The sequence below is a fragment of the Nonomuraea sp. 3N208 genome, from assembly GCF_052245935.1.
GTDB lineage: Bacteria > Actinomycetota > Actinomycetes > Streptosporangiales > Streptosporangiaceae > Nonomuraea.
The window spans coordinates 46,096-64,230 of sequence record NZ_JBQQBR010000007.1 but is presented as its reverse complement, the minus strand read 5'-3'; the positions used below and the strand labels follow the sequence as shown (position 1 = coordinate 64,230).

At 69.8% G+C, this 18,135-nt stretch carries 14 protein-coding genes and 1 pseudogene; 12 read left to right on the top strand and 3 right to left on the bottom strand.

The window, feature by feature from the left end; all coding sequences use genetic code 11:
* Positions 1-69: 69 nt before the first annotated feature.
* The gene (locus tag ACTWPT_RS12150) at positions 70-858 is read left to right on the top strand and encodes an IclR family transcriptional regulator (protein ID WP_443177681.1); all 789 of its coding nucleotides are present in this window, start codon (positions 70-72) and stop codon (positions 856-858) included.
* 300 nt (positions 859-1,158) lie between these two features.
* Here ACTWPT_RS12150 and ACTWPT_RS12145 read toward each other — a convergent pair.
* A pseudogene (locus ACTWPT_RS12145) lies at positions 1,159-1,971 on the bottom strand (serine hydrolase domain-containing protein); the annotation flags it as partial.
* Positions 1,972-2,304: 333 nt separating this feature from the next.
* Here ACTWPT_RS12145 and ACTWPT_RS12140 point away from each other — a divergent pair.
* The 10 genes from ACTWPT_RS12140 (at position 2,305) to ACTWPT_RS12095 (ending at position 15,306) form a co-directional block, all read left to right on the top strand.
* Positions 2,305-3,342: a LacI family DNA-binding transcriptional regulator gene (locus ACTWPT_RS12140; RefSeq protein WP_443177410.1), complete on the top strand. Its 1,038-nt coding sequence runs from the start codon at positions 2,305-2,307 to the stop codon at positions 3,340-3,342.
* Between the two features lie 425 nt (positions 3,343-3,767).
* A complete protein-coding gene (locus ACTWPT_RS12135) occupies positions 3,768-4,688 on the top strand; it encodes a carbohydrate ABC transporter permease (RefSeq protein ID WP_443177680.1) in 921 nt (306 codons plus the stop codon).
* Positions 4,681-5,508: a carbohydrate ABC transporter permease gene (locus ACTWPT_RS12130; protein WP_443177409.1), complete on the top strand. Its 828-nt coding sequence runs from the start codon at positions 4,681-4,683 to the stop codon at positions 5,506-5,508. The genes ACTWPT_RS12135 and ACTWPT_RS12130 overlap by 8 nt, the downstream gene beginning before the upstream one ends.
* A 16-nt stretch (positions 5,509-5,524) precedes the next feature.
* Entirely contained in the window at positions 5,525-6,808 is a 1,284-nt protein-coding gene (locus ACTWPT_RS12125; RefSeq protein WP_443177408.1) for an ABC transporter substrate-binding protein, read from the top strand.
* 26 nt (positions 6,809-6,834) lie between these two features.
* Positions 6,835-7,935: a Gfo/Idh/MocA family protein gene (locus tag ACTWPT_RS12120; RefSeq protein WP_443177407.1), complete on the top strand. Its 1,101-nt coding sequence runs from the start codon at positions 6,835-6,837 to the stop codon at positions 7,933-7,935.
* Positions 7,932-8,837, top strand: coding sequence for a PmoA family protein (locus tag ACTWPT_RS12115; protein ID WP_443177406.1), 906 nt, complete (start codon positions 7,932-7,934; stop codon positions 8,835-8,837). The genes ACTWPT_RS12120 and ACTWPT_RS12115 overlap by 4 nt, the downstream gene beginning before the upstream one ends.
* The gene (locus ACTWPT_RS12110) at positions 8,834-9,526 is read left to right on the top strand and encodes a cupin domain-containing protein (RefSeq protein ID WP_443177405.1); all 693 of its coding nucleotides are present in this window, start codon (positions 8,834-8,836) and stop codon (positions 9,524-9,526) included. The genes ACTWPT_RS12115 and ACTWPT_RS12110 overlap by 4 nt, the downstream gene beginning before the upstream one ends.
* Before the next feature lie 75 nt (positions 9,527-9,601).
* On the top strand, positions 9,602-13,504 hold the full coding sequence (locus ACTWPT_RS12105; protein WP_443177404.1) for a carboxypeptidase regulatory-like domain-containing protein: 3,903 nt from the start codon (positions 9,602-9,604) through the stop codon (positions 13,502-13,504).
* A 5-nt stretch (positions 13,505-13,509) separates the two neighbouring features.
* A complete protein-coding gene (locus tag ACTWPT_RS12100; protein WP_443177403.1) occupies positions 13,510-14,553 on the top strand; it encodes a LacI family DNA-binding transcriptional regulator in 1,044 nt (347 codons plus the stop codon).
* A 39-nt stretch (positions 14,554-14,592) separates the two neighbouring features.
* Positions 14,593-15,306 (top strand): class I SAM-dependent methyltransferase, encoded by a 714-nt coding sequence (locus tag ACTWPT_RS12095; RefSeq protein ID WP_443177402.1) that lies wholly within the window; start codon positions 14,593-14,595, stop codon positions 15,304-15,306.
* Between the two features lie 9 nt (positions 15,307-15,315).
* Here the strand turns inward: ACTWPT_RS12095 and ACTWPT_RS12090 are convergent, their stop codons facing one another.
* On the bottom strand, positions 15,316-16,227 hold the full coding sequence (locus ACTWPT_RS12090) for a hypothetical protein (protein WP_443177401.1): 912 nt from the start codon (positions 16,225-16,227) through the stop codon (positions 15,316-15,318).
* Between the two features lie 875 nt (positions 16,228-17,102).
* Between ACTWPT_RS12090 and ACTWPT_RS12085 the strand changes: the two genes are divergently transcribed.
* On the top strand, positions 17,103-17,291 hold the full coding sequence (locus ACTWPT_RS12085) for a hypothetical protein (protein ID WP_443177400.1): 189 nt from the start codon (positions 17,103-17,105) through the stop codon (positions 17,289-17,291).
* A gap of 321 nt (positions 17,292-17,612) precedes the next feature.
* Here the strand turns inward: ACTWPT_RS12085 and ACTWPT_RS12080 are convergent, their stop codons facing one another.
* Positions 17,613-17,990 (bottom strand): DUF6851 domain-containing protein, encoded by a 378-nt coding sequence (locus ACTWPT_RS12080; RefSeq protein ID WP_443177679.1) that lies wholly within the window; start codon positions 17,988-17,990, stop codon positions 17,613-17,615.
* Positions 17,991-18,135: the final 145 nt, after the last annotated feature.

Here is an 18,135-nt window from a genome sequence, read left to right as displayed (position 1 = left end):
GAGCATGTCGGTGACGAGGACCGGTCGCCGGCCGCCTCCCGTCAGGGCATCCAGTCGGTCGAGATCGCGATGACCGTGCTGCTGGCCCTGGAGCAGAGCGCGGGACCGGCGAGCCTGACCCAGATCGCGGCGCTCAGCGGCATGCAACCCAGCAAGGCGCATCGTTACCTGGTGAGCCTGGGCCGAGCCGGGCTGGTCTCCCAGTCGCCGAGCTCGGGCCTGTACGACCTGGGCCCGGCGATGCGGCGGCTCGGCGCGGAAGCGCTCCGCAGGATGGACGAGGTCGCCCTGGCCTCCGAATACCTGCCGGGCCTGCGCGACCGCACCAAGCACGCGATCAACCTGGCCGTGTGGGGCGACCACGGCCCGGTGATCGTCCGCTGGGACTACGGCTCGCACGTGCTGCCCATCACCGTGCGCGTGGGCGCGACGCTGCCGATGCTGACCTCCTCGATCGGCCGCGTCTACCTGACCCACCTGCCCCAGACGCTGACCGACCCGGTCATCTCGGCCCAGGAGGCCACCGCCGATCAGCGGTTCACCGAGGAGGAGATCGAGCGCATCAAGGCCGACATACGCCACAACGGCTTCGCCGTCACCTCCGGCGGCGTGATCCCCGGAGTGACCTCCGTGGCCGCCCCGGTGTTCACCACCGGAGAAGCGTTGCCGCTGGCGGTCGCGATCGTCCTGCCCGCACGGCTCGCGACGGACGATGTCCTGCGAGCCGTGCAGGCGGAGCTGCTCAAGACCACCGGCGCGATGTCCGCCCAGCTCGGACACCAGGGCGCCGCCACGCCGGCGGACCGGCCGTCCACCTCCGGCAGCAAGCCCACCCGCCCGGCGCGTAACCGCCGCTGACCCGGTCAGCGCTTGACGGACTGCCGATCCACAGGCACCGGAACGAACGGTGTCCCAGCGGTCTTCGCGGTCGTCGTGTCCGGCCCGCACAACGCCAGCAGGAAATGAGCGCCCATCGCGTAGTCGATCGGGCCGTACACGATGGCGCCGTTCTCGTCGACGGTCTGGTGCTTCGTGCGGTTGACCCCGAAGGGACATCTGGCGGACGCCGTCCGGGCTGGACATCGACTGCGTCTCCATGCCCCAGACGCCACCGCTGTGCCCCCAGAACCGGCCGCACGGCAGGTCGACCGCGTAGATTCCGAGGCCGTAGTCGATCGGGGCGCCGCCCGCCAGCACGGTCACCGTCTTCTGCATCTCGGCGAGCTGCTCCGCGCCGAGCAGCTCGCCGCGCAGCAGCGCCCGGTAGAAGCGGTTGAGATCGTCCATCGTGGCCGTGACCGCCCCCGCCGCGCCACCCCACGACATGTTGTAGACGCTGTAGTCCCGCGGCGGGTCGATGAACCCGTACATCGACTCGTACGCCTTGGAGTGCGGTCCCGGGATGTGCGGCGTGCGCGGGAACGACGTGTGCCGGAGACCCGCCTTGCGGATCACGTTGCGGGTGATGTGGTCCTCGGCGTCCGTGCCCGTCACCTTCTCCAGCAGCAGGCCCGCGAGGATGTAGTTGGTGTTGGAGTACGAACCGGGCGCCACGCCGGGCTCGCCCGTGGAGGCGCCGTTCAGCCCCAGCTCGACCAGCTCTTCCGGGGCGATGTTGCGGAAGCGGTAGTCGTCCAGGCTCTTGGTCGAGCCCTCCAGCAACGAGGGGAACGCCGGGGCGATGTAGTCGGCGATGTGGCTGGTGTGGTTGAGCAGCATGCGTACGGTGACCTTCTGGCCGCGCTCGCCGGGGACCAGGTCCGGCAGGTAGCGGCCCACCGGGGCGTCCAGCTCGACGGCGCCGCGCTCCACCTGCTGGAGGATCGCCACCGCCGTGAAGGTCTTGGTGATGCTGCCGACCCGGTGGACCATGTTCGGCCGCACCGGGCGGCGCGTGTCGACGTCGGCCACGCCGGCTGCGCCCCGCCACGTCCGGCCTCCGTCGCGGACGTTCGAGTAGATGCCGTACATGCCGGCCTCGTGCACGGCGTCCAGGGACTTCTGCAGCGCCATGGTGTCCGGCTCGGCGACGTGGTCGCGCTCGCCCTGCCGGTCGAGCCCTTCGGGGGTCGCGGCGGCGGGAGTCGCGACGGCTCCTGCCGCGAGCAACGCGCCCATCGCGGTCGCGACGGCCATCCGCCTGCCGCGCTGTGGGAATCGGCGAGAAATCATGGGCTTCATCATGATCCAAAGGCGGATGCGGGGTTAGTCGGCTATGTCACCGGCTCGGTATGACAAGGGTCATGCCGCACCCCCGAGGTACTCTTCATAACCGACCCGTACGCCTCGGAAAGGACACCGCCCATGCCGCACGCGGCGCGACCCACGGTCACGCTGCACGACGTGGCCGCGGCGGCCGGCGTCTCGGTCGCCACCGCGTCCCGGGTCCTGGGCGGCAGCACTAGGAAGGTGGCGCCCGAGTACGAGGCCCGCGTGCTGGCCGCCGCGGCGGCCCTGCGCTACACGGTGGACGCCTCGGCCAGGGCGATGCGGCGGGCGAGCGACTCGATCGCGCTCGTCGCCGACGACCTCACGACGCCGTCCATGGGCATGGTCGTGGCCGCGATGGAACGCGAAGCCCGCGCCGGCGGGGCCTTCGTCACCGTGTCCGCCACCATGGGAGCGCACGAACGGCAGCTGGAGACCATCCGCCTGCTGCGGTCGCTGCGGCCACGCGCGCTCGTGCTGACCTCCAGCCGGTTCGTGGCGAACGCGCTCGGCGGCCGGTTGTTCAAGGAACTGGCCGCCTACGAAAGGGAAGGCGGCCGGGTCGTGATCGTCGGCGAGACGGACATGGCCTTCGACGCGATCGGTTTCGACGACTACGGCGCCGGGCGGTCGGCGGGCGCTTTTCTCGCGGAAACGGGGCACCGGCGGGCGGCGATATTCGCGGGGGTCAGGGAACTGCGCACGGTGTCCGACCGGACGGCCGGATTCGTCGACGGACTGCGGGCCGGAGGCGTTGCCGAGCGGGATATCCGGATCGTTTATTGCGAAGTCAGCCGGCCGGGCGGATTCGACGCGGCGCGGCTGCTGGCAGCGGCGGGAATGGAGGGCCGGCAGGCGGTTCTCGCGGTCAACGACATCGTCGCCATCGGCGCGATGTCGGGTTTCCGAGCGGCCGGGATAAACGTTCCCGAGGACGTTTCCGTGACCGGGATCGACGATATTCCGTTGGCCGGTGACGTGACGCCGCGATTGACCACGGTCGCGCTTCCGCTGGCGCACGCCGGAGCGGAGGCCATTCGTTTCGCACTCGCCGAGGCGGGGGGCGAGCCGCGGCGGCTGATCGTCGAGGGCCGCTTGATCGTCCGCGACAGTACCCGCCCGCGTCAGACGTAGCGTCCCGGCGGCGCTGGATTTCGCCGCCGATTGCACCCCTTGTAATGTTACGGTCCGTGACGAACGCCCGTCTCGCGTCCGGCCGAGGTGCGGCTGCCGACCGGCGGCGGAGACGACCGCGCCGAGCCGGGCCGAGAGGCGCGCGGACTGGCCCGATGGCGCGTCCCTGACCTCGCCGGCACCCGGCTCGCGACGTATCGCAGCAGGTCACGGCGGCATAACGGCTGGCTGTGTGATCACTCACACCCCGTGACGACCGCCGTGATCATAATCCCCATGGTGCTCCGATACCCGCTCTTGACGCTCGCGTTACGGGCGTGCAAACTGCGGAATACGTTTTCCCGCTCATTGCACGGCGGTGACTGGAGGTTACTGATGATCGCGTCGAGGAGGCCCGCGTGAGCGCACTCGGCGAGCTACAGCGCATGCGCAAGGGCAGCGGCGGCACCCTCGGCGGCGGCCGTGAAGGCCTGGCCAAACGCGACAACAAGGCCGCGTTCGTGTTCCTGCTGCCCTGGTTCGCGGGCCTGCTGTTCATCACGGCCGGCCCGATCGCGGCCTCCTTCATCCTGGGCTTCACCGACTACAACCTGATCCAGCCGCCGGTGTTCAACGGCCTGGACAACTGGGTCCGCATGCTCGGCGACGCGCGCCTGCACAAGGCGCTCGGCGTGACGCTGGTCTACGTCCTGGTCTCCGTCCCGCTGCAGCTCGCCTGCGCCCTGGCCCTGGCCCTGCTGCTGGATCGCGGGCTGCGCGGGCTGGCGTTCTACCGCTCGGCGTTCTACCTGCCGTCCCTGCTTGGCTCCAGCGTGGCCATCGCGGTGCTCTGGCGGCAGATCTTCGGCGCCGACGGACTGTTCAACCAGGTGCTGGCCATGGTCGGCATCGAGGGCAGGGGCTGGATCTCCGACCCGGACAGCGCGCTGTCGACGCTGATCGTCCTGAACGTGTGGACGTTCGGCGCCCCCATGGTCATCTTCCTGGCCGGGCTGCGCCAGATCCCCGCCATGTACTACGAGGCCGCGGCCACGGACGGGGCAGGCAAATGGACGCAGTTCCGGAAGATCACGATCCCGCTGCTGTCGCCGATCGTCTTCTTCAACCTGGTCCTGCAGGTGATCCACGCGTTCCAGTCGTTCACGCAGGCGTTCGTGGTCTCGGGCGGCAGTGGCGGACCCTCCGACTCCACCCTTTTCTACACGCTCTACCTCTATCAGCGGGGATTCGGCAATTTCGACATGGGGTACGCCTCCGCGCTCGCCTGGCTGCTCCTCGTCATCATCGCCGCGTTCACCGCCATCAATTTCTGGGCCGCGAAATTCTGGGTCGTTTACGATGACTGAACTCCGTAAGGTGCTCAAGCACGCCGGGCTGATCGCGCTGGCACTGGTCATGCTTTATCCGGTGCTGTGGATGGTGGTCAGCAGCCTGCGGCCCAACAACGAGATCTTCCGCCGTCCCGGCCTGATCCTCGACAGCCTGCAGACCCAGAACTACGGCGAGGGCTGGACCGCCCTGGCCTCCCCGTTCGGCCACTACCTGGCCAACTCGGCGATCCTGGTGCTGGCCTGCATCATCGGCAACCTGGTGTCCTGCTCGATGGCGGCGTACGCGTTCGCCCGGTTGGACTTCACCGGCAAGCGCCTGTGGTTCGCCATCATGCTCGGCACGATCATGCTGCCGATCCACGTGATCATCGTCCCGCAGTACATCATGTTCTCCCAGCTCGACTGGGTGAACACGTTCCTGCCGCTGGTGGTGCCGAAGTTCCTGGCCACCGACGCGTTCTTCGTCTTCCTCATGGTGCAGTTCATCCGGGGGCTGCCGCGCGAGCTGGACGGGGCGGCCAGGATCGACGGCTGCGGGCACGCCCGGATCTTCCTGCGCATCATCCTCCCCCTGATGATGCCGGCCCTCGCCACCACCGTGATCTTCACCTTCATCTGGACGTGGAACGACTTCTTCGGCCAGCTCATCTACTTGACCGACCCGGAGATGTACACCGTGCCGGTGGCGCTGCGCTCGTTCGTGGACGCCACGGTGCAGACCTCGTGGGGATCCATGTTCGCCATGAGCGTGGTGTCCCTGGCTCCGGTCTTCCTCGCCTTCCTCGTCGGCCAGCGGTACCTCATCCGGGGCATCGCGACGACCGGCGGCAAGTAACCCCCAGGGAATCATCATGAGACGAATCGCCCTTGCCGCCGCGGCGGCACTCATGCTCACCGCCTGCGGCAGCGGCGGCGGAAGCGCCGGCCAAGAGCTGTCGAAGGACCCGGTCACCCTCCGCTTCACCTGGTGGGGCGCCGACGAGCGGCACAAGCGCACCCAGCAGGTCATCGACATCTTCCAGAAGAAGTACCCGAACATCACCGTCAAGGGCGAGTTCAAGGACTGGAACGGCTACTGGGAGAGCCTCGCCACCACCGTGGCCGCGAACGACGCGCCCGACATCATCCAGATGGACGAGCTCTACCTCGCCTCGTACGCCGAGCGCGGCGCGCTGCTCGACCTCGGCACCGCGTCCAAGCACCTCAAGACCGCCGACTTCGACAAGAGCGCCCTGGACACCGGCATCGTCAAGGGCAAGCAGTACGCGCTGCCGGTCGGCCTGAGCACGTACGCGATCGTCGCCAACACCGATCTCCTCGACCAGTTCAAGGTCAAGGCCCCGGACGACGCCACCTGGTCCTGGGAGGACTTCAAGAAGACCGGTGACGCGGTGTCGAAGGCGGGCGGCGGCAAGGTCACGGGCGTCCAGTCCTTCGGCTTCGACGCGGGCAGCCTGAACATCTGGGCCCGGCAGAACGGCGCCGCCCTGTTCGACGAGGCAGGCAAGGTAGCAGTGCCGGAGAACGTCCTGGCGAGCTACTGGACCTTCATCAAGGACCTGGCCAAGTCCGGCGTCTCCCCGGCGCCGTCGGTGACCATCGAGCGGGCCGGCGGCCCGCTGGACCAGTCCGGCACGGCCACCAACGCCTCCGCCCTCGCCACCTGGTGGAACACCCAGCTGACGTCGCTGTCGGCGGCCAGCGGCTCCAAACTCAAGCTGCTCAAGCTGCCCGGCGAGGCGCAGGCGTCGTCCCCGGCCGCGTACTACAAGCCCTCGATGTACTGGTCGATCTCCTCGCGCAGTAAGCACCCGGCCGAGGCCGCGTTGTTCGTGGACTTCCTGGCCAACAGCCAGGAGGCGGCCGACATCATGCTGACCGACCGCGGCGTGCCCGCGAACACGAAGATCCGCACCGCCATCACCCCGAAGCTCGGGGAGACGGACAAGGCGGCTGTCGAGTTCCTGGACACGGTCAAGGTCGGCACCGCCCCCCGGGTCACTCCGAACGGGGCCAGTAACCTCGAGGCGATCATCAAGCGGCACACTGAAGAGGTGTTGTTCGACCGGCAGACGCCGGAACAGGCCGCCAAGTCGTTCATCAAGGAGCTCCAGGCCGAGATCGACGGCGCCTGAACCCCTTCCCACCAGGAGTTATCACCTTGTCTCAACGGAACTACCGGGCCGCGATCGTCGGCACCGGTGGGATCGCCACCGCCCACGCCCGCGCCGTCGCCGCCTCCGGCGGCAGGGCGACGCTCGTCGCCGTGGCCGACGTGGACCTCGGCCGGGCCAAGACGTTCGCGGAGGAGTGGAACGTCCCCGGCACCCACGCGAGCCTGACCGACCTGCTGCGGGAGGAGCAGGTGGACCTCGTGCACCTGTGCACCCCGCCGCAGCTGCACGCGCCGCAGGCCGTCGAGTGCCTGGAGGCCGGGGCGACGGCGCTGATCGAGAAGCCGCCGACGCTGTCGCTGGCCGAGTTCGACACGCTGATCGCGGCCGAGCAGCGCTCGGCCGGGCACGTCGCGACCGTGCTGCAGCACCGCTTCGGCACCGGCGCGGTACGCCTGCGCCGGCTGCAGGAGGCCGGCGAGCTGGGCCGCCCGCTGCTGGCGACCTGCGCCACGCAGTGGTACCGCGACGAGGCCTACTACGCGGTCCCGTGGCGCGGCACGTGGGAGTCCGAGGGCGGCGGCCCGACGATGGGGCACGGCATCCACCAGTTCGACCTGCTGTTCTCGATCCTCGGCCCGTGGCAGGAGGTCACGGCGATGGCCGCCCGCCGGGCCCGCGACGTGGACACCGAGGACGTGTCGATGGCGCTGGTGACGTTCGAGAGCGGCGCGGTGGCAACCATCGTCAACTCGGTGGTCTCGCCGCGGCAGACCTCCCAGCTCAGGTTCGACTACGAGCACGCCACCGTCGAGGTCGACCACCTGTACGGCTACACCGACGACGACTGGACGATCACTCCCGCGCCCGGGTACGAGAACGTCTCCGCCCTGTGGGCGCAGGGGACCAGCACGTCGCCGAGCAGCCACGACGACTGGCTGGCCGCCGTGCTCGACGCCCTCGACCAGGGCCAGGCGCCGCCGGTGACCGCCGCGGACACCAGGCGCACGATGGAATTCATCGCCGCGCTGTACGCCTCCGCCTTCACCGGCGAGCGCGTGCGAACCGGACAGATCACTGCAGACAGCCCGTTCGCCACGTCGATGGAGGGCACGGGCGCCCCATGGGAAAAGGTGAGGAACAAGTGACCCTGCAGGCCAACCACGCGCTGGGCCGGTCGGTCACCGTCACGGCGGGCGACGTCGAGCTTTTCAGCTACGCCTACCGCCCGGACACGCCGGTGCTGGAGTCGCCGAAGCCGTACCTGCACCCGATCCGCACGGTCGGCGGCGCGCTGGTGTCGCTGTTCCGGCCGCACGACCACGTGTGGCACAAGGGCATCGCCTGGTCGCTGCCGCACGTGGGCGAGCACAACTTCTGGGGTGGGCCGACGTACGTGCACGGCAAGTCCTACGTGCAGCTGGAGAACAACGGCAGCGCCACGCACCGCGAGATGACCACGCTGACGGCCGAGGACAACCGGGTCGACATCGGGCACACGCTCGACTGGACCTCGCAGGCCGGCGCCCCGGTGATCGAGGAGCGGCGCTCGCTGGCCGCGACCGTGCTGGACGAGGCGACGTGGGCGCTGGTGTTCGACACGACCATGACGAACGTGTCGGGCGGCATGCTCGACTTCGGCTCCCCGACCACGAAGGGCCGCGAGAACGCCGGGTACGGCGGCCTGTTCTGGCGCGGACCCCGGTCGTTCACCAACGGGATCATCCAGTCGCCGGCCGGCGCGGGCGGCGACGAGCTACGCGGCACGCGGGCGGAGTGGTTCGGCTTCCGCGGCCGGCACGACGAGACCGGCGAGCACTCGACGGTCGTCATGGTCGACGACACCGCCAACCCGCAGCACCCGCCGCAGTGGTTCGCCCGCAGCGAGGACTTCGCGTGCCTCTGCCCGGCGCCGTTCTTCAGCGAGGAGGTCCCGCTTCCCGACGGCGAGGCGCTGCGCTTCCGGTACGCGGTCGTGATCGCGGACGGCGACCGCGGCGAGGACGGCACGGCGGTGCTGGCCAAGCAGGGACGGGCGGCGCTGGCATGACGTTCCCCGGCGGTACCTCGATCAGCCGGCTGACGGTCTACACGGGCGCGTGCGCCGACGGTCTGGAGGGCGGCACGCCACACGTGCACACCGCCTCCACCGAGGCGTACGTGGTCGTCGGCGGGCACGGCGCGCTGCAGACCCTGGACGCGGGTGGCCTCAAGGAGACCGAGCTCAGCGCCGGCTCGACCGTGTGGTTCACGCCGGGGACCATCCATCGCGCGATCAACCGGGGCGGCCTCGAAGTGGTGGTCGTCATGTCGAACGCCGGCCTGCCCGAGGCCGGCGACGCGGTCATGACGTTCCCGCCCGAGATCGTGGCCGACCCGGAGCGCTACCGCGAGGCTGCAACGCTGCCTGCCGACAACGTCGAGGAGGCCGTCGCCCGGCGGCGCGAGCTGGCCGTCGAGGGCTTCCTGCGCCTCGTCGACGGGGGTCCGGAGGCGCTCCAGCGTTTCTACGCCAGCGCCGTCGCCCTCGTCCGGCCGAGGGCGGCGCGGTGGCGGGAGATCTGGGAGAGCACGGTCGCCCAGGAGACCCGCCGCACCGAGGAGATCCTCGACGCTCTCGCGAGCGGCGACGGATCCCACCTGCTGCGGTCGGCGCTGATGGAGAGCCCGCCGCAGGAGCGGTGGGGCATGTGCGGCCACCTGCGCGCCCACGACGTCGCCAACCCGATCGTGCACTGAACATCTCGGACAACACCCCCACAAGGAGCGCGGCCGATGCCACGTAACGCTGCCTTAGTCCGTACCCTCTTGCGCATGATGACGGCCGCCGCCATGGTCGCGGCGTTCGCCCTTCCCGCCCAGCCCGCCGCCGCACAGGCGGGCACGACGTACTACGTCGACGCGGCCGGCGGCGACGACGCGGCCTCCGGCCAGGACGAGGCGCAGGCGTGGAAGAGCCTGGACAAGGTGAACGCCACCACATTCGCTCCAGGCGACCGCATCCTGCTGCGCGCGGGACAGCGGTGGACCGGCCAGCTCTGGCCCAAGGGCTCGGGCGACAGTGGTGCACCCATCACCGTCGACCGGTACGGCGAGGGCGGCAAGCCGCGCATCGACGGCGCCGGCCAGGTCGGCGACGCCGTCCGGCTGTTCAACCAGGAGCACTGGACGATCAGGAACCTGGAGGTCACCAACGAGGTCCCGGCCACCGGCAGCCCGGGCGAGAACCTGCGCGACCTGCGCGGCGTCCACGTCTCCGGCGACAACAGCCAGACCCTCGACGGCTTCGTCATCGACGGCGTCGACGTGCACGACGTGACGGGCCAGGTCAACTGGATCGGCGGCAGCATCGAGAACAACGCGCCCGGCGTACGATTCCAGACCGGCTGGGACGGCTCGAAGAAGACCGGCGGCATCGTGTTCGACACGACCGTGCCCGACATCCACAGTCCGCCGGACCGGGCCACCGTGCTCAACGACGTGGTGATCCAGAACTCCACCGTGCGCAACACGTCGTTCGCCGGCATCGTCGTCAAGCAGTACACCGGGGACGGCAAGAACGACGCCGGCCAGACGATCGCCACGCCCACGGGGTGGGGCACCCGGCAGAGCCCGGACGACCCCAAGTTCACGCCGCACACGAACATCGTCATCAGGAACAACTACGTCACCCAGGCCGACACGGCGTACGGCTGCAACGGCATGTACGTCACCAACGTGCGCGGCGCGCTCATCGAGCGCAACGTCGTCTACCGCACCGGCACCTCCGGCATCGAGACGTACTACGCCGACGACGTGACGTTCCAGTTCAACGAGGTGTACGAGACACAGCAGAAGGCCGGCGGCGCCGACTCCAACGGCATCGACCCGGACAAGGGCACCACGCGGCAGGTCGTCCAGTACAACTACCTGCACGGCAACGGCGACGGCGTGCTGCTGTGCCAGTTCGCCTTCGGGGACGCGATCGTCAGGAACAACGTGATCGCGAGCAACTCCCGCTACCAGATCTACCTGCACTCGGATCGGGCCGCCACCGCGCAGGTCTACAACAACACGATCTACAACGACAGATCCGCGTACCTCATCTACGGGTACGGCAGCTACCTCGAAGCCCGCTACAACATCACCAACAACGTCCTGTACTCGACGCGGGCCGCGGCAGCCCTGACGACCAGCCCGACCATCGCCTACAGCCACAACCTCTACGGCGGCGCCGACCTGGCGGTCCCGGCCGGCGACAAGAACGCCGTGGTCGCGGATCCGAAGTTCGCCATCGCCCCGCTCGACGGCCCCTACGGCACGCCGGAGACCGGGCCCCGGCTGGAGACCGCACACGGCCTGCGCATCACCTCCGGATCGCCGGCGATCGACACGGGCGCCGAGATCACCGCGAACGGCGGCCGCGACTACGCCGGCGCCACCCTCTACAACGGCGGCCCCGACCTCGGCGCCTTCGAGTACGCCACCGCCGAGGGCGCGACGGCCGAGGCCGTCATCGGCACCGTACGCACCCCGTCCGGCGCCCCGATCACCGGAGCGACCGTGACCGCGGCCGGCGTCACCACCACCACCGGGGCCGACGGCAGGTTCGCGCTCGTGAACATCCCGTTCGCCGACGGCGTCGAGGTCACCGCCACCAGGAACGGCTACCAAAGCGCCGCTGACACGGTGAACGTGCGCTTCGGCAACACCACCACCGTCCACCTCACCATGGCCTCGACCAGCGTGGTCGGGACGATCACCGGCCGGGTGCTGGACCAGGCCGCCCAGCCGCTGCCCGGCGCGAGCCTCACCGTCAAGGACGGCGACCAGACGCTCGGCACCGCCACCAGCGGCGCCGACGGCGCCTTCACGGTGGAGAACGTGCCGGTGGGGGAGGGCTACTCGCTCCGCGCCGAGGCCGGCGGGTACGTCGCGGCGACCCGGTCCGGACTGCGCGTGGAGGCCGCCACGGCGACCGACGCGGGCTCCTTCCTCCTGGTCCGCCCGATCCCGTCCTACGTGGCCGTCCACGACTTCAACGATCTGCCGGTCGGCCCTCTGGCCACCGGCACCGGGCTCACGGTAAGCGCCGCCGGCGGAAGCGTCGAGGTCACGGACGACAAGGGCGTGCTGCTCACGCGTACGGCGAACAGCGGCAGCACCAGCGTGTCCCGGACGTTCGCGCTGAAGGGCGTCGTGACCGTCGAGGCGAACGTCATGAGCCGGCAGGCCTACACCTCCGGCAACCACTGGTGGTCCGTCCCCTACATCAGGAACTCCAGCGGGCAGAACGCCGTCAGCGTGGCCTTCACCAAGAACACGATCGTCGCCTACGCGGGGGCCACGACCCGGACGGTCGGCACGTACGAGCCCGGCCGCTGGTATCACGTCGCCGCGGTGATCGACACCGTCAACCAACGCTTCGACCTGCTGCTCGACGGCCGCCACGTGCTGGAGGGCGCCGCGTTCAGGAACCCGATGGACACCGTCGCGCAGATCGACTACTACGCCAACAGCAGCAACTACGGCAGCATCGACCTCGACGACATCCGGGTGTCGCAAGGCGTGGGGCTTGCCCGCGACGACACCGCCCTGCTCAGCGTCGACACCAGCCAGGGCGCGCCCGACGGCGACCTGGTGCTCGACGTGCCCGCGCGCGTCGGCGAGGTCGAGGTGACCGCCGTGGCCCGCAGCCCGTTCGCCACCTCGGTCGCCATCGATGGCGAGCGCACCGAGGGCGCGCAGGCCACGCGGCGGATCACGCTCGGCGACACCGGCGCGGACGTCCGCATCGTGGTCACCGCCGAGGACGGCACGGAGGGCGCTCACACCCTGCGGATCAAGCGGAGGTCGCCGGCCCAGGACACCACGCTGTCCGCCCTCGTCCCCGACGCGGGCACCCTCGACCCGGCCTTCGACCCGGACGTCCACGCGTACGAGCTCGCCATCCCCGGGGACCGCGTCGCCTTCACCCCGACCGCGCTCAACCCGAGGTCGGCCATCACGGTCCAGGACCATGCGGTCACCAGCGGGACGAAGTCGCCCACGATCACCGTCCCCGCCGAGATCGCCATCAAGGTGGTGTCGGAGGACGGGACGGCGGACACGACGTACAAGGTCAAGGTCACCGGCCCGGGGCTGCCCCAGGACGGCGCCACCGCGCCGCCCGCCCGCGCCGCGCTCTCCACCACGAGCGGCCGGCAGCACGGCCTCCACGACGGCACGTACGACGTGACCATGAACCTCTGGTACGGCGTCAACGGCAGCGTCTTCATCCTGTACGAGAACGGCAAGGAGATAGCCAGGCGCGACCTGGCCCCGAAGACCCCGTCGGCGCAGAAGTCCACGATCCCGATCGTCGGCAGGAAGAACGGCACGTACCTCTACACCGGCGAGCTGCTCAACCAGGCGGGCCGCACCGCCACCACGTCCGTGAAGGTCGAGGTGACCGACGCCAACCCCGGTGAGCCCGTGCTGAGCTCCGACAACTGGGACGGCGACGGCGACTACACGATCCGCATGAACATGTGGTGGGGCACGAACGCCACCACCTACCGCCTCTACGAGGACGGCGTGCTCGTCGACACCCAGCGGCTCGACGCCGCAACCCCAGCCGCCCAGAGCGCCGCCACTGTGCTCCAAGATCGGCCGGCCGGCACGCACACGTACGTGGCCGAGCTGGAGAACGCGGCAGGCGTCACCGAGAGCAAACCATTGACGCTGGTGACAAAATGACCGGTATGGATGACGGGTCGAAGACCCTTTACTCCCCGCCAACCCTGCACGACGTCGCCAGGGAGGCCGGCGTCTCCATCGCCACGGCGTCGCGCGCGCTCAACGGCAGCGTGCGCAACGTCAGATCGGAGAACGCCACCCGGGTCCGGGCGGCGGCGGCCAAGCTCGGCTACGAGCCCCACCTGTCGGCGCAGGCCATCGCCAAGGGCTCGACCAGGACCGTCGCGCTGGTGGTCCGGGACGTGGCCGACCCCTACTTCTCCTCCATCGCCGCCGGGGTCACCCAGGCGGCGGAGCCCGCCCAGCTCATCGTCACCATGGCGGTGGCGGACGGGTCGCCCGAGCGGGAGCTGGAGATCGTCAGGACGCTGCGCGGGCAGCGGCCCCGCGTCATCATCGTCGCCGGCAGCCGCATCGAGGGCACGGGCACGCGGGACGCGCTCGTGGAGGAGCTGGAGGAGTACCAGACGGCCGGCGGGCGGGTCGTCATGATCAGCCAGCGGGACCTGCCGTTCAGCACCGTCACCATCGACAACCACGGCGGTGCGGGACGGCTCGCGCGGGCCCTGCTCGACGCCGGCTACCGGCGCTTCGCCGTCTTCCACGCACCTGCCGAGATCCGCACGTCCAGCGACCGCCACGCCGGGTTCCTGGCCGCCCTGCGGGCGGCCGGGGCCCCCGACCCGATCGCGATCGAGACCGGCTTCACCCGGGCGGGCGGCTACGACGCCGCTCGCCGGCTGGTGAGGCTGGGGTTCGAGGACGTGGAGGCGGTGTTCGCGGTCAACGACGTCATGGCCATCGGCGCCATGACGGCCTTCCGTGACGCCGGGGTGGTGGCCGGGGCGGACATCGGGGTGGCGGGTTTCGACGACATAGGGTCGGCGGTGGACGTGGTGCCCGCGCTGACGTCCGTGGCGGTGCCGCTCCGGGAGGCGGGCCTGGCCGCAATGCGGCTCGCGCTGTCGAACGACACCGGCGACGTCCGCCTCCCCGCCTCCGTAGTCCTCCGTGGAAGCACCCCGCCCCGCTCCCCGGCCGGAAAATGACCGGCACGCCGGCCTCGCCCCAGGGCATGATCATGAGCCATGAGCTATGACGAGCTGATCCACGAGGCGATCACCACACCCTTCGAGGGCTGGGACTTCGGCGTGCTCCGCGGCCGCGTCACCTACGACGGCACGCTGCCCTGGGACTACGAGCAGCTGGTCCGCGACCGGCTCCCAAGGGCGACGGCGCTGCTCGACCTCGGCACCGGAGGCGGCGAGCTCCTGGCTTCCCTCGCCCCACTCCCGCCCCGCGCCGTGGCCACCGAAGGCTACGCGCCGAACGTTCCGGTCGCCCGCCGCCGCCTGGAGCCGCTGGGCGTCGAGGTGGCGGAGACCTCCGAGCCGTTCCCTGACGGCTCGTTCGACCTGATCATCAACCGTCACGAGGCGTACGAGCCGCGCGAGATCCGCCGTCTCTTGGCCGACGGCGGCACGTTCGTCACCCAGCAGGTCGCCGGCCGCGACCTCGAAGAGATCAACGAGACGCTGGACGCCCCACCTCACCAGAACCGCGCCTGGGACCTCGCCACCGCGACCGCCGGCCTGGACGTCACCTGGAGCCAGGAGGCGCGCTTCACCACCACATTCCACGACATCGGCGCACTTGTGCTGTTCCTGCGGGTGGTGTCATGGCAGGTGCCAGACTTCACCGCCGACGCGTACGAGGGCCGCCTCCGCGCCCTGCACGAGGCCATGGAACGCGGCCACCCCCTGAAGGCGACCGCCTACCGCTTCGCCGTCCTGGCCCGCTGATCCCGCTCGTCAGAGGCTCGGCACGGCCGCCGTCTCCTCCTTGGCGGGAACGGTCACTTCGGCCTGGCCCCACGAGGAGAAGGCCATCTCGGTCTTGACCGCGGCCCCTTCGAGCGGCACGTTCATGACCAGCTTGGCGGGCAGGCCGTTACCGTTCACCCAAAGGTCGTAGGTCGCGGTGACGCCCTTCGCCGCCTTCATCAATTGCGCGCCCAGGCGGGCGTTGTATGCATCGCCGAGGCCGCTGACGCCCTTCATCACCTTCTTCAGGCCGTTTTCGGGGAGCGCGGCTTTGACGGCCGCCAGCGACTGGTCGAAGTTCAGCTCCACGTATTTCTTGGCGCCGAACTTTTTCAGTGCCCCGGCGAAATCGTAGGTGATGGTATAACGCGTGCCGAGCGGGTCCTGGGCGGACGAGAGCGTGCCGGAGGTGTAGAGGCCGGCGTTCCTGGCGAGGTTGAGGTCGGCAACGGCGCTGCCGGCCGCGCCCGGTGCGAGGAGGGCGAGCATGCCCTTCTGCTTCTCGCCGAACCTCAGCCACGCCTTGCCTTCGGCCATGTCGGCGAGATCGTCGGTCACCGCCACGTACGTGGAATCTCCGCTCTCGATGACACGGGTCTTCTGCCCAGGAGATGCCGGGTCCTCGGACGTCATGTCCACGTCGGCACCCTTTCCGCGCAGGCTCACGATCACGTCGGCTTTGACGGCGGATTCGTCGCCGGTCACCGACACGGCTATCTTGAGGCTCTTGTGCTTGGTGAGCTGGGTGTCGAGAATCCGCGCGACCGCTGCCACGTCGGTCAGCGCCTCCTGATCGCTCCGGCTCGGTGTGGAGGAGGGCGGTGCGGCGGCGTTCTCCTGCGTGCCGCAGGCGGTAAGGGCGGCGAGTGTCATGAGGACGGGCGCGACTGCACGGCGCATGATGTAAGGCTCCATGAGAATTCGGCAGCGGAGATCTGGCAAATTCGTGCAGAGAATAGGGAATTCTTCGTCCCGGCACCCGCCTTTTCATCACCTCGATTCGCGTGACCGGCCCCATATCCCGGGGAAAGGGCCGGCGCCGGATAAGAGTCTGCTCAGTACGTCCGGCTGTAGCCCAACTCGGCCTGCCACCCGTTGTTCGGGCCCGCGACCTCCGCAGACCCGGCCGCCGTCCGGCGGGGATTCTTGTACCGAGGGAACGAGATTCGACGCCCGCGTTGGGATTTTGTCACCTGCTCTCCGACCGGAACCGGTGGCCGGTGTCCCGAAGGGATGGCAGGCTACCTGCATCCGCCCCGGTCCTCCCGCAAACGGATGGCCGGGGAGGAACCACGGAAGGAGTCACTCGCTCCCTGGTTCCGCAAGCCAGGGCCTGACCCGATTGATTCGGGGTGGCCGGAGTGACCAGACCCAGCCACCACCTAGAGGGAGGTGACCTTGGTGGCTACGTTGGACACACGTCAGCAGATCCACTCCGCCCTGCTTCCTCAGCGGCGGACCCTGGAACCCGCGTCAGCAGACACCCCCGGAGCAGGGACGAAACGGGACGCGGACGCCTTCGGGCAGCGGAGTGCCCAACATGGTCGAGAGGAGACCCGCCACGCCTCACCTGACGCGGCGGGCGTCACCCGCGCAGGCGGCGTAGGCGGTCGTGAGACCGCACCCCGTGCCATCCCGCGTGCTTCTGGCTGCGGGGTGGCACGGCATACCTGGACGCCGTTTCGCCTGGCCGGCGAGACGGCCTTCCCTGCCCCGCTACGCGGGAGTCCCTTTCCTCTCCGGCCTGAAGGCCGGAGTATCACGGAGGAATTCCGATGACTCATGACGTCGGCCGCGTCGCGGCCAAGCGGATCAACGACCACGTGGAGCTCGTCCACGTCGACAACCCCGGCGTGGTGTTCGAGGTCCCTCGCCTCGACTGGGAGGCGTTCACCACGGCGGTCAAGTCGGGCGCGTTCGATCTCAGGACGCTGGAGCGCGCCGCCGAGGAGAACGTGGCCTGACCACTTTTCCCAGCCGCGCAAAAGGGCGCCCGCTCTCGCGCAGGAGAGCGGGCGCCGCCATGTAGGAGACTAGCCGCGTCCCGTCCAGTAGGACGTGGCCCGCTCCCAGGCCGCGCCGCCGACCGCCCGGCCAGCGCGCTCCTGCGACCTGTGAAGATCCCGCCGTGATCATCGCTTGGCCGCCAAACGTGTCACCGCCGGTGAAACGCTTGAGCACCTCGGCGGACGCCGTGCTGAACGTGCTGTGCCCCGAGACGTACTCGGCGAACGGTGGCGTCGGGAACGTCGGCCGCTGGTACGGCACCCACGTCGACCCGTCGATCACCCGCCCGTCCAGGTCGGGATCTGCTGCCCCCGGTAGAGGAACCGGATCGCGGTGAACGTGCGGAGACGCCCTGCGCGAGCAGGCACCATTGCCCGGGCGGCGTCTCGCTGCTGGGCCCGTCGGCCCAGTACTCGGAGATCGCCTTCTGCCGGTCGGTCAGCGCGGCCGGTGGTGTCGGCGTAGCCGCCGAGCTGGTTGGGGCCCTCGGCGTGCCGGTGGTCCAGCGCCGCCTGGCAGGCGGCGAAGCTGACGGCCTCGGCCTTGTTCGCCTCCGTGCGCTCCGCAGGCGGACGCCGCAGCGACCCGCCCAGGCGGGTGCCGACGGCCACCGCGTCATAGGCCGCCCAGGAGTCGTAGGCGCAGGTGTGGACGATGGCGAGGGTCCTGGCCGCCTGCGGCGGGCCGAGCGAGCCCGTACGGACCGCTCTGAGCAGGGCATGGTTCCACTTGATCAGGACGTTGGGTCACGCCGCCGCGTGCACGGCCCCGTGTGCCCGGCAAGAGGAGACGATCCAATAT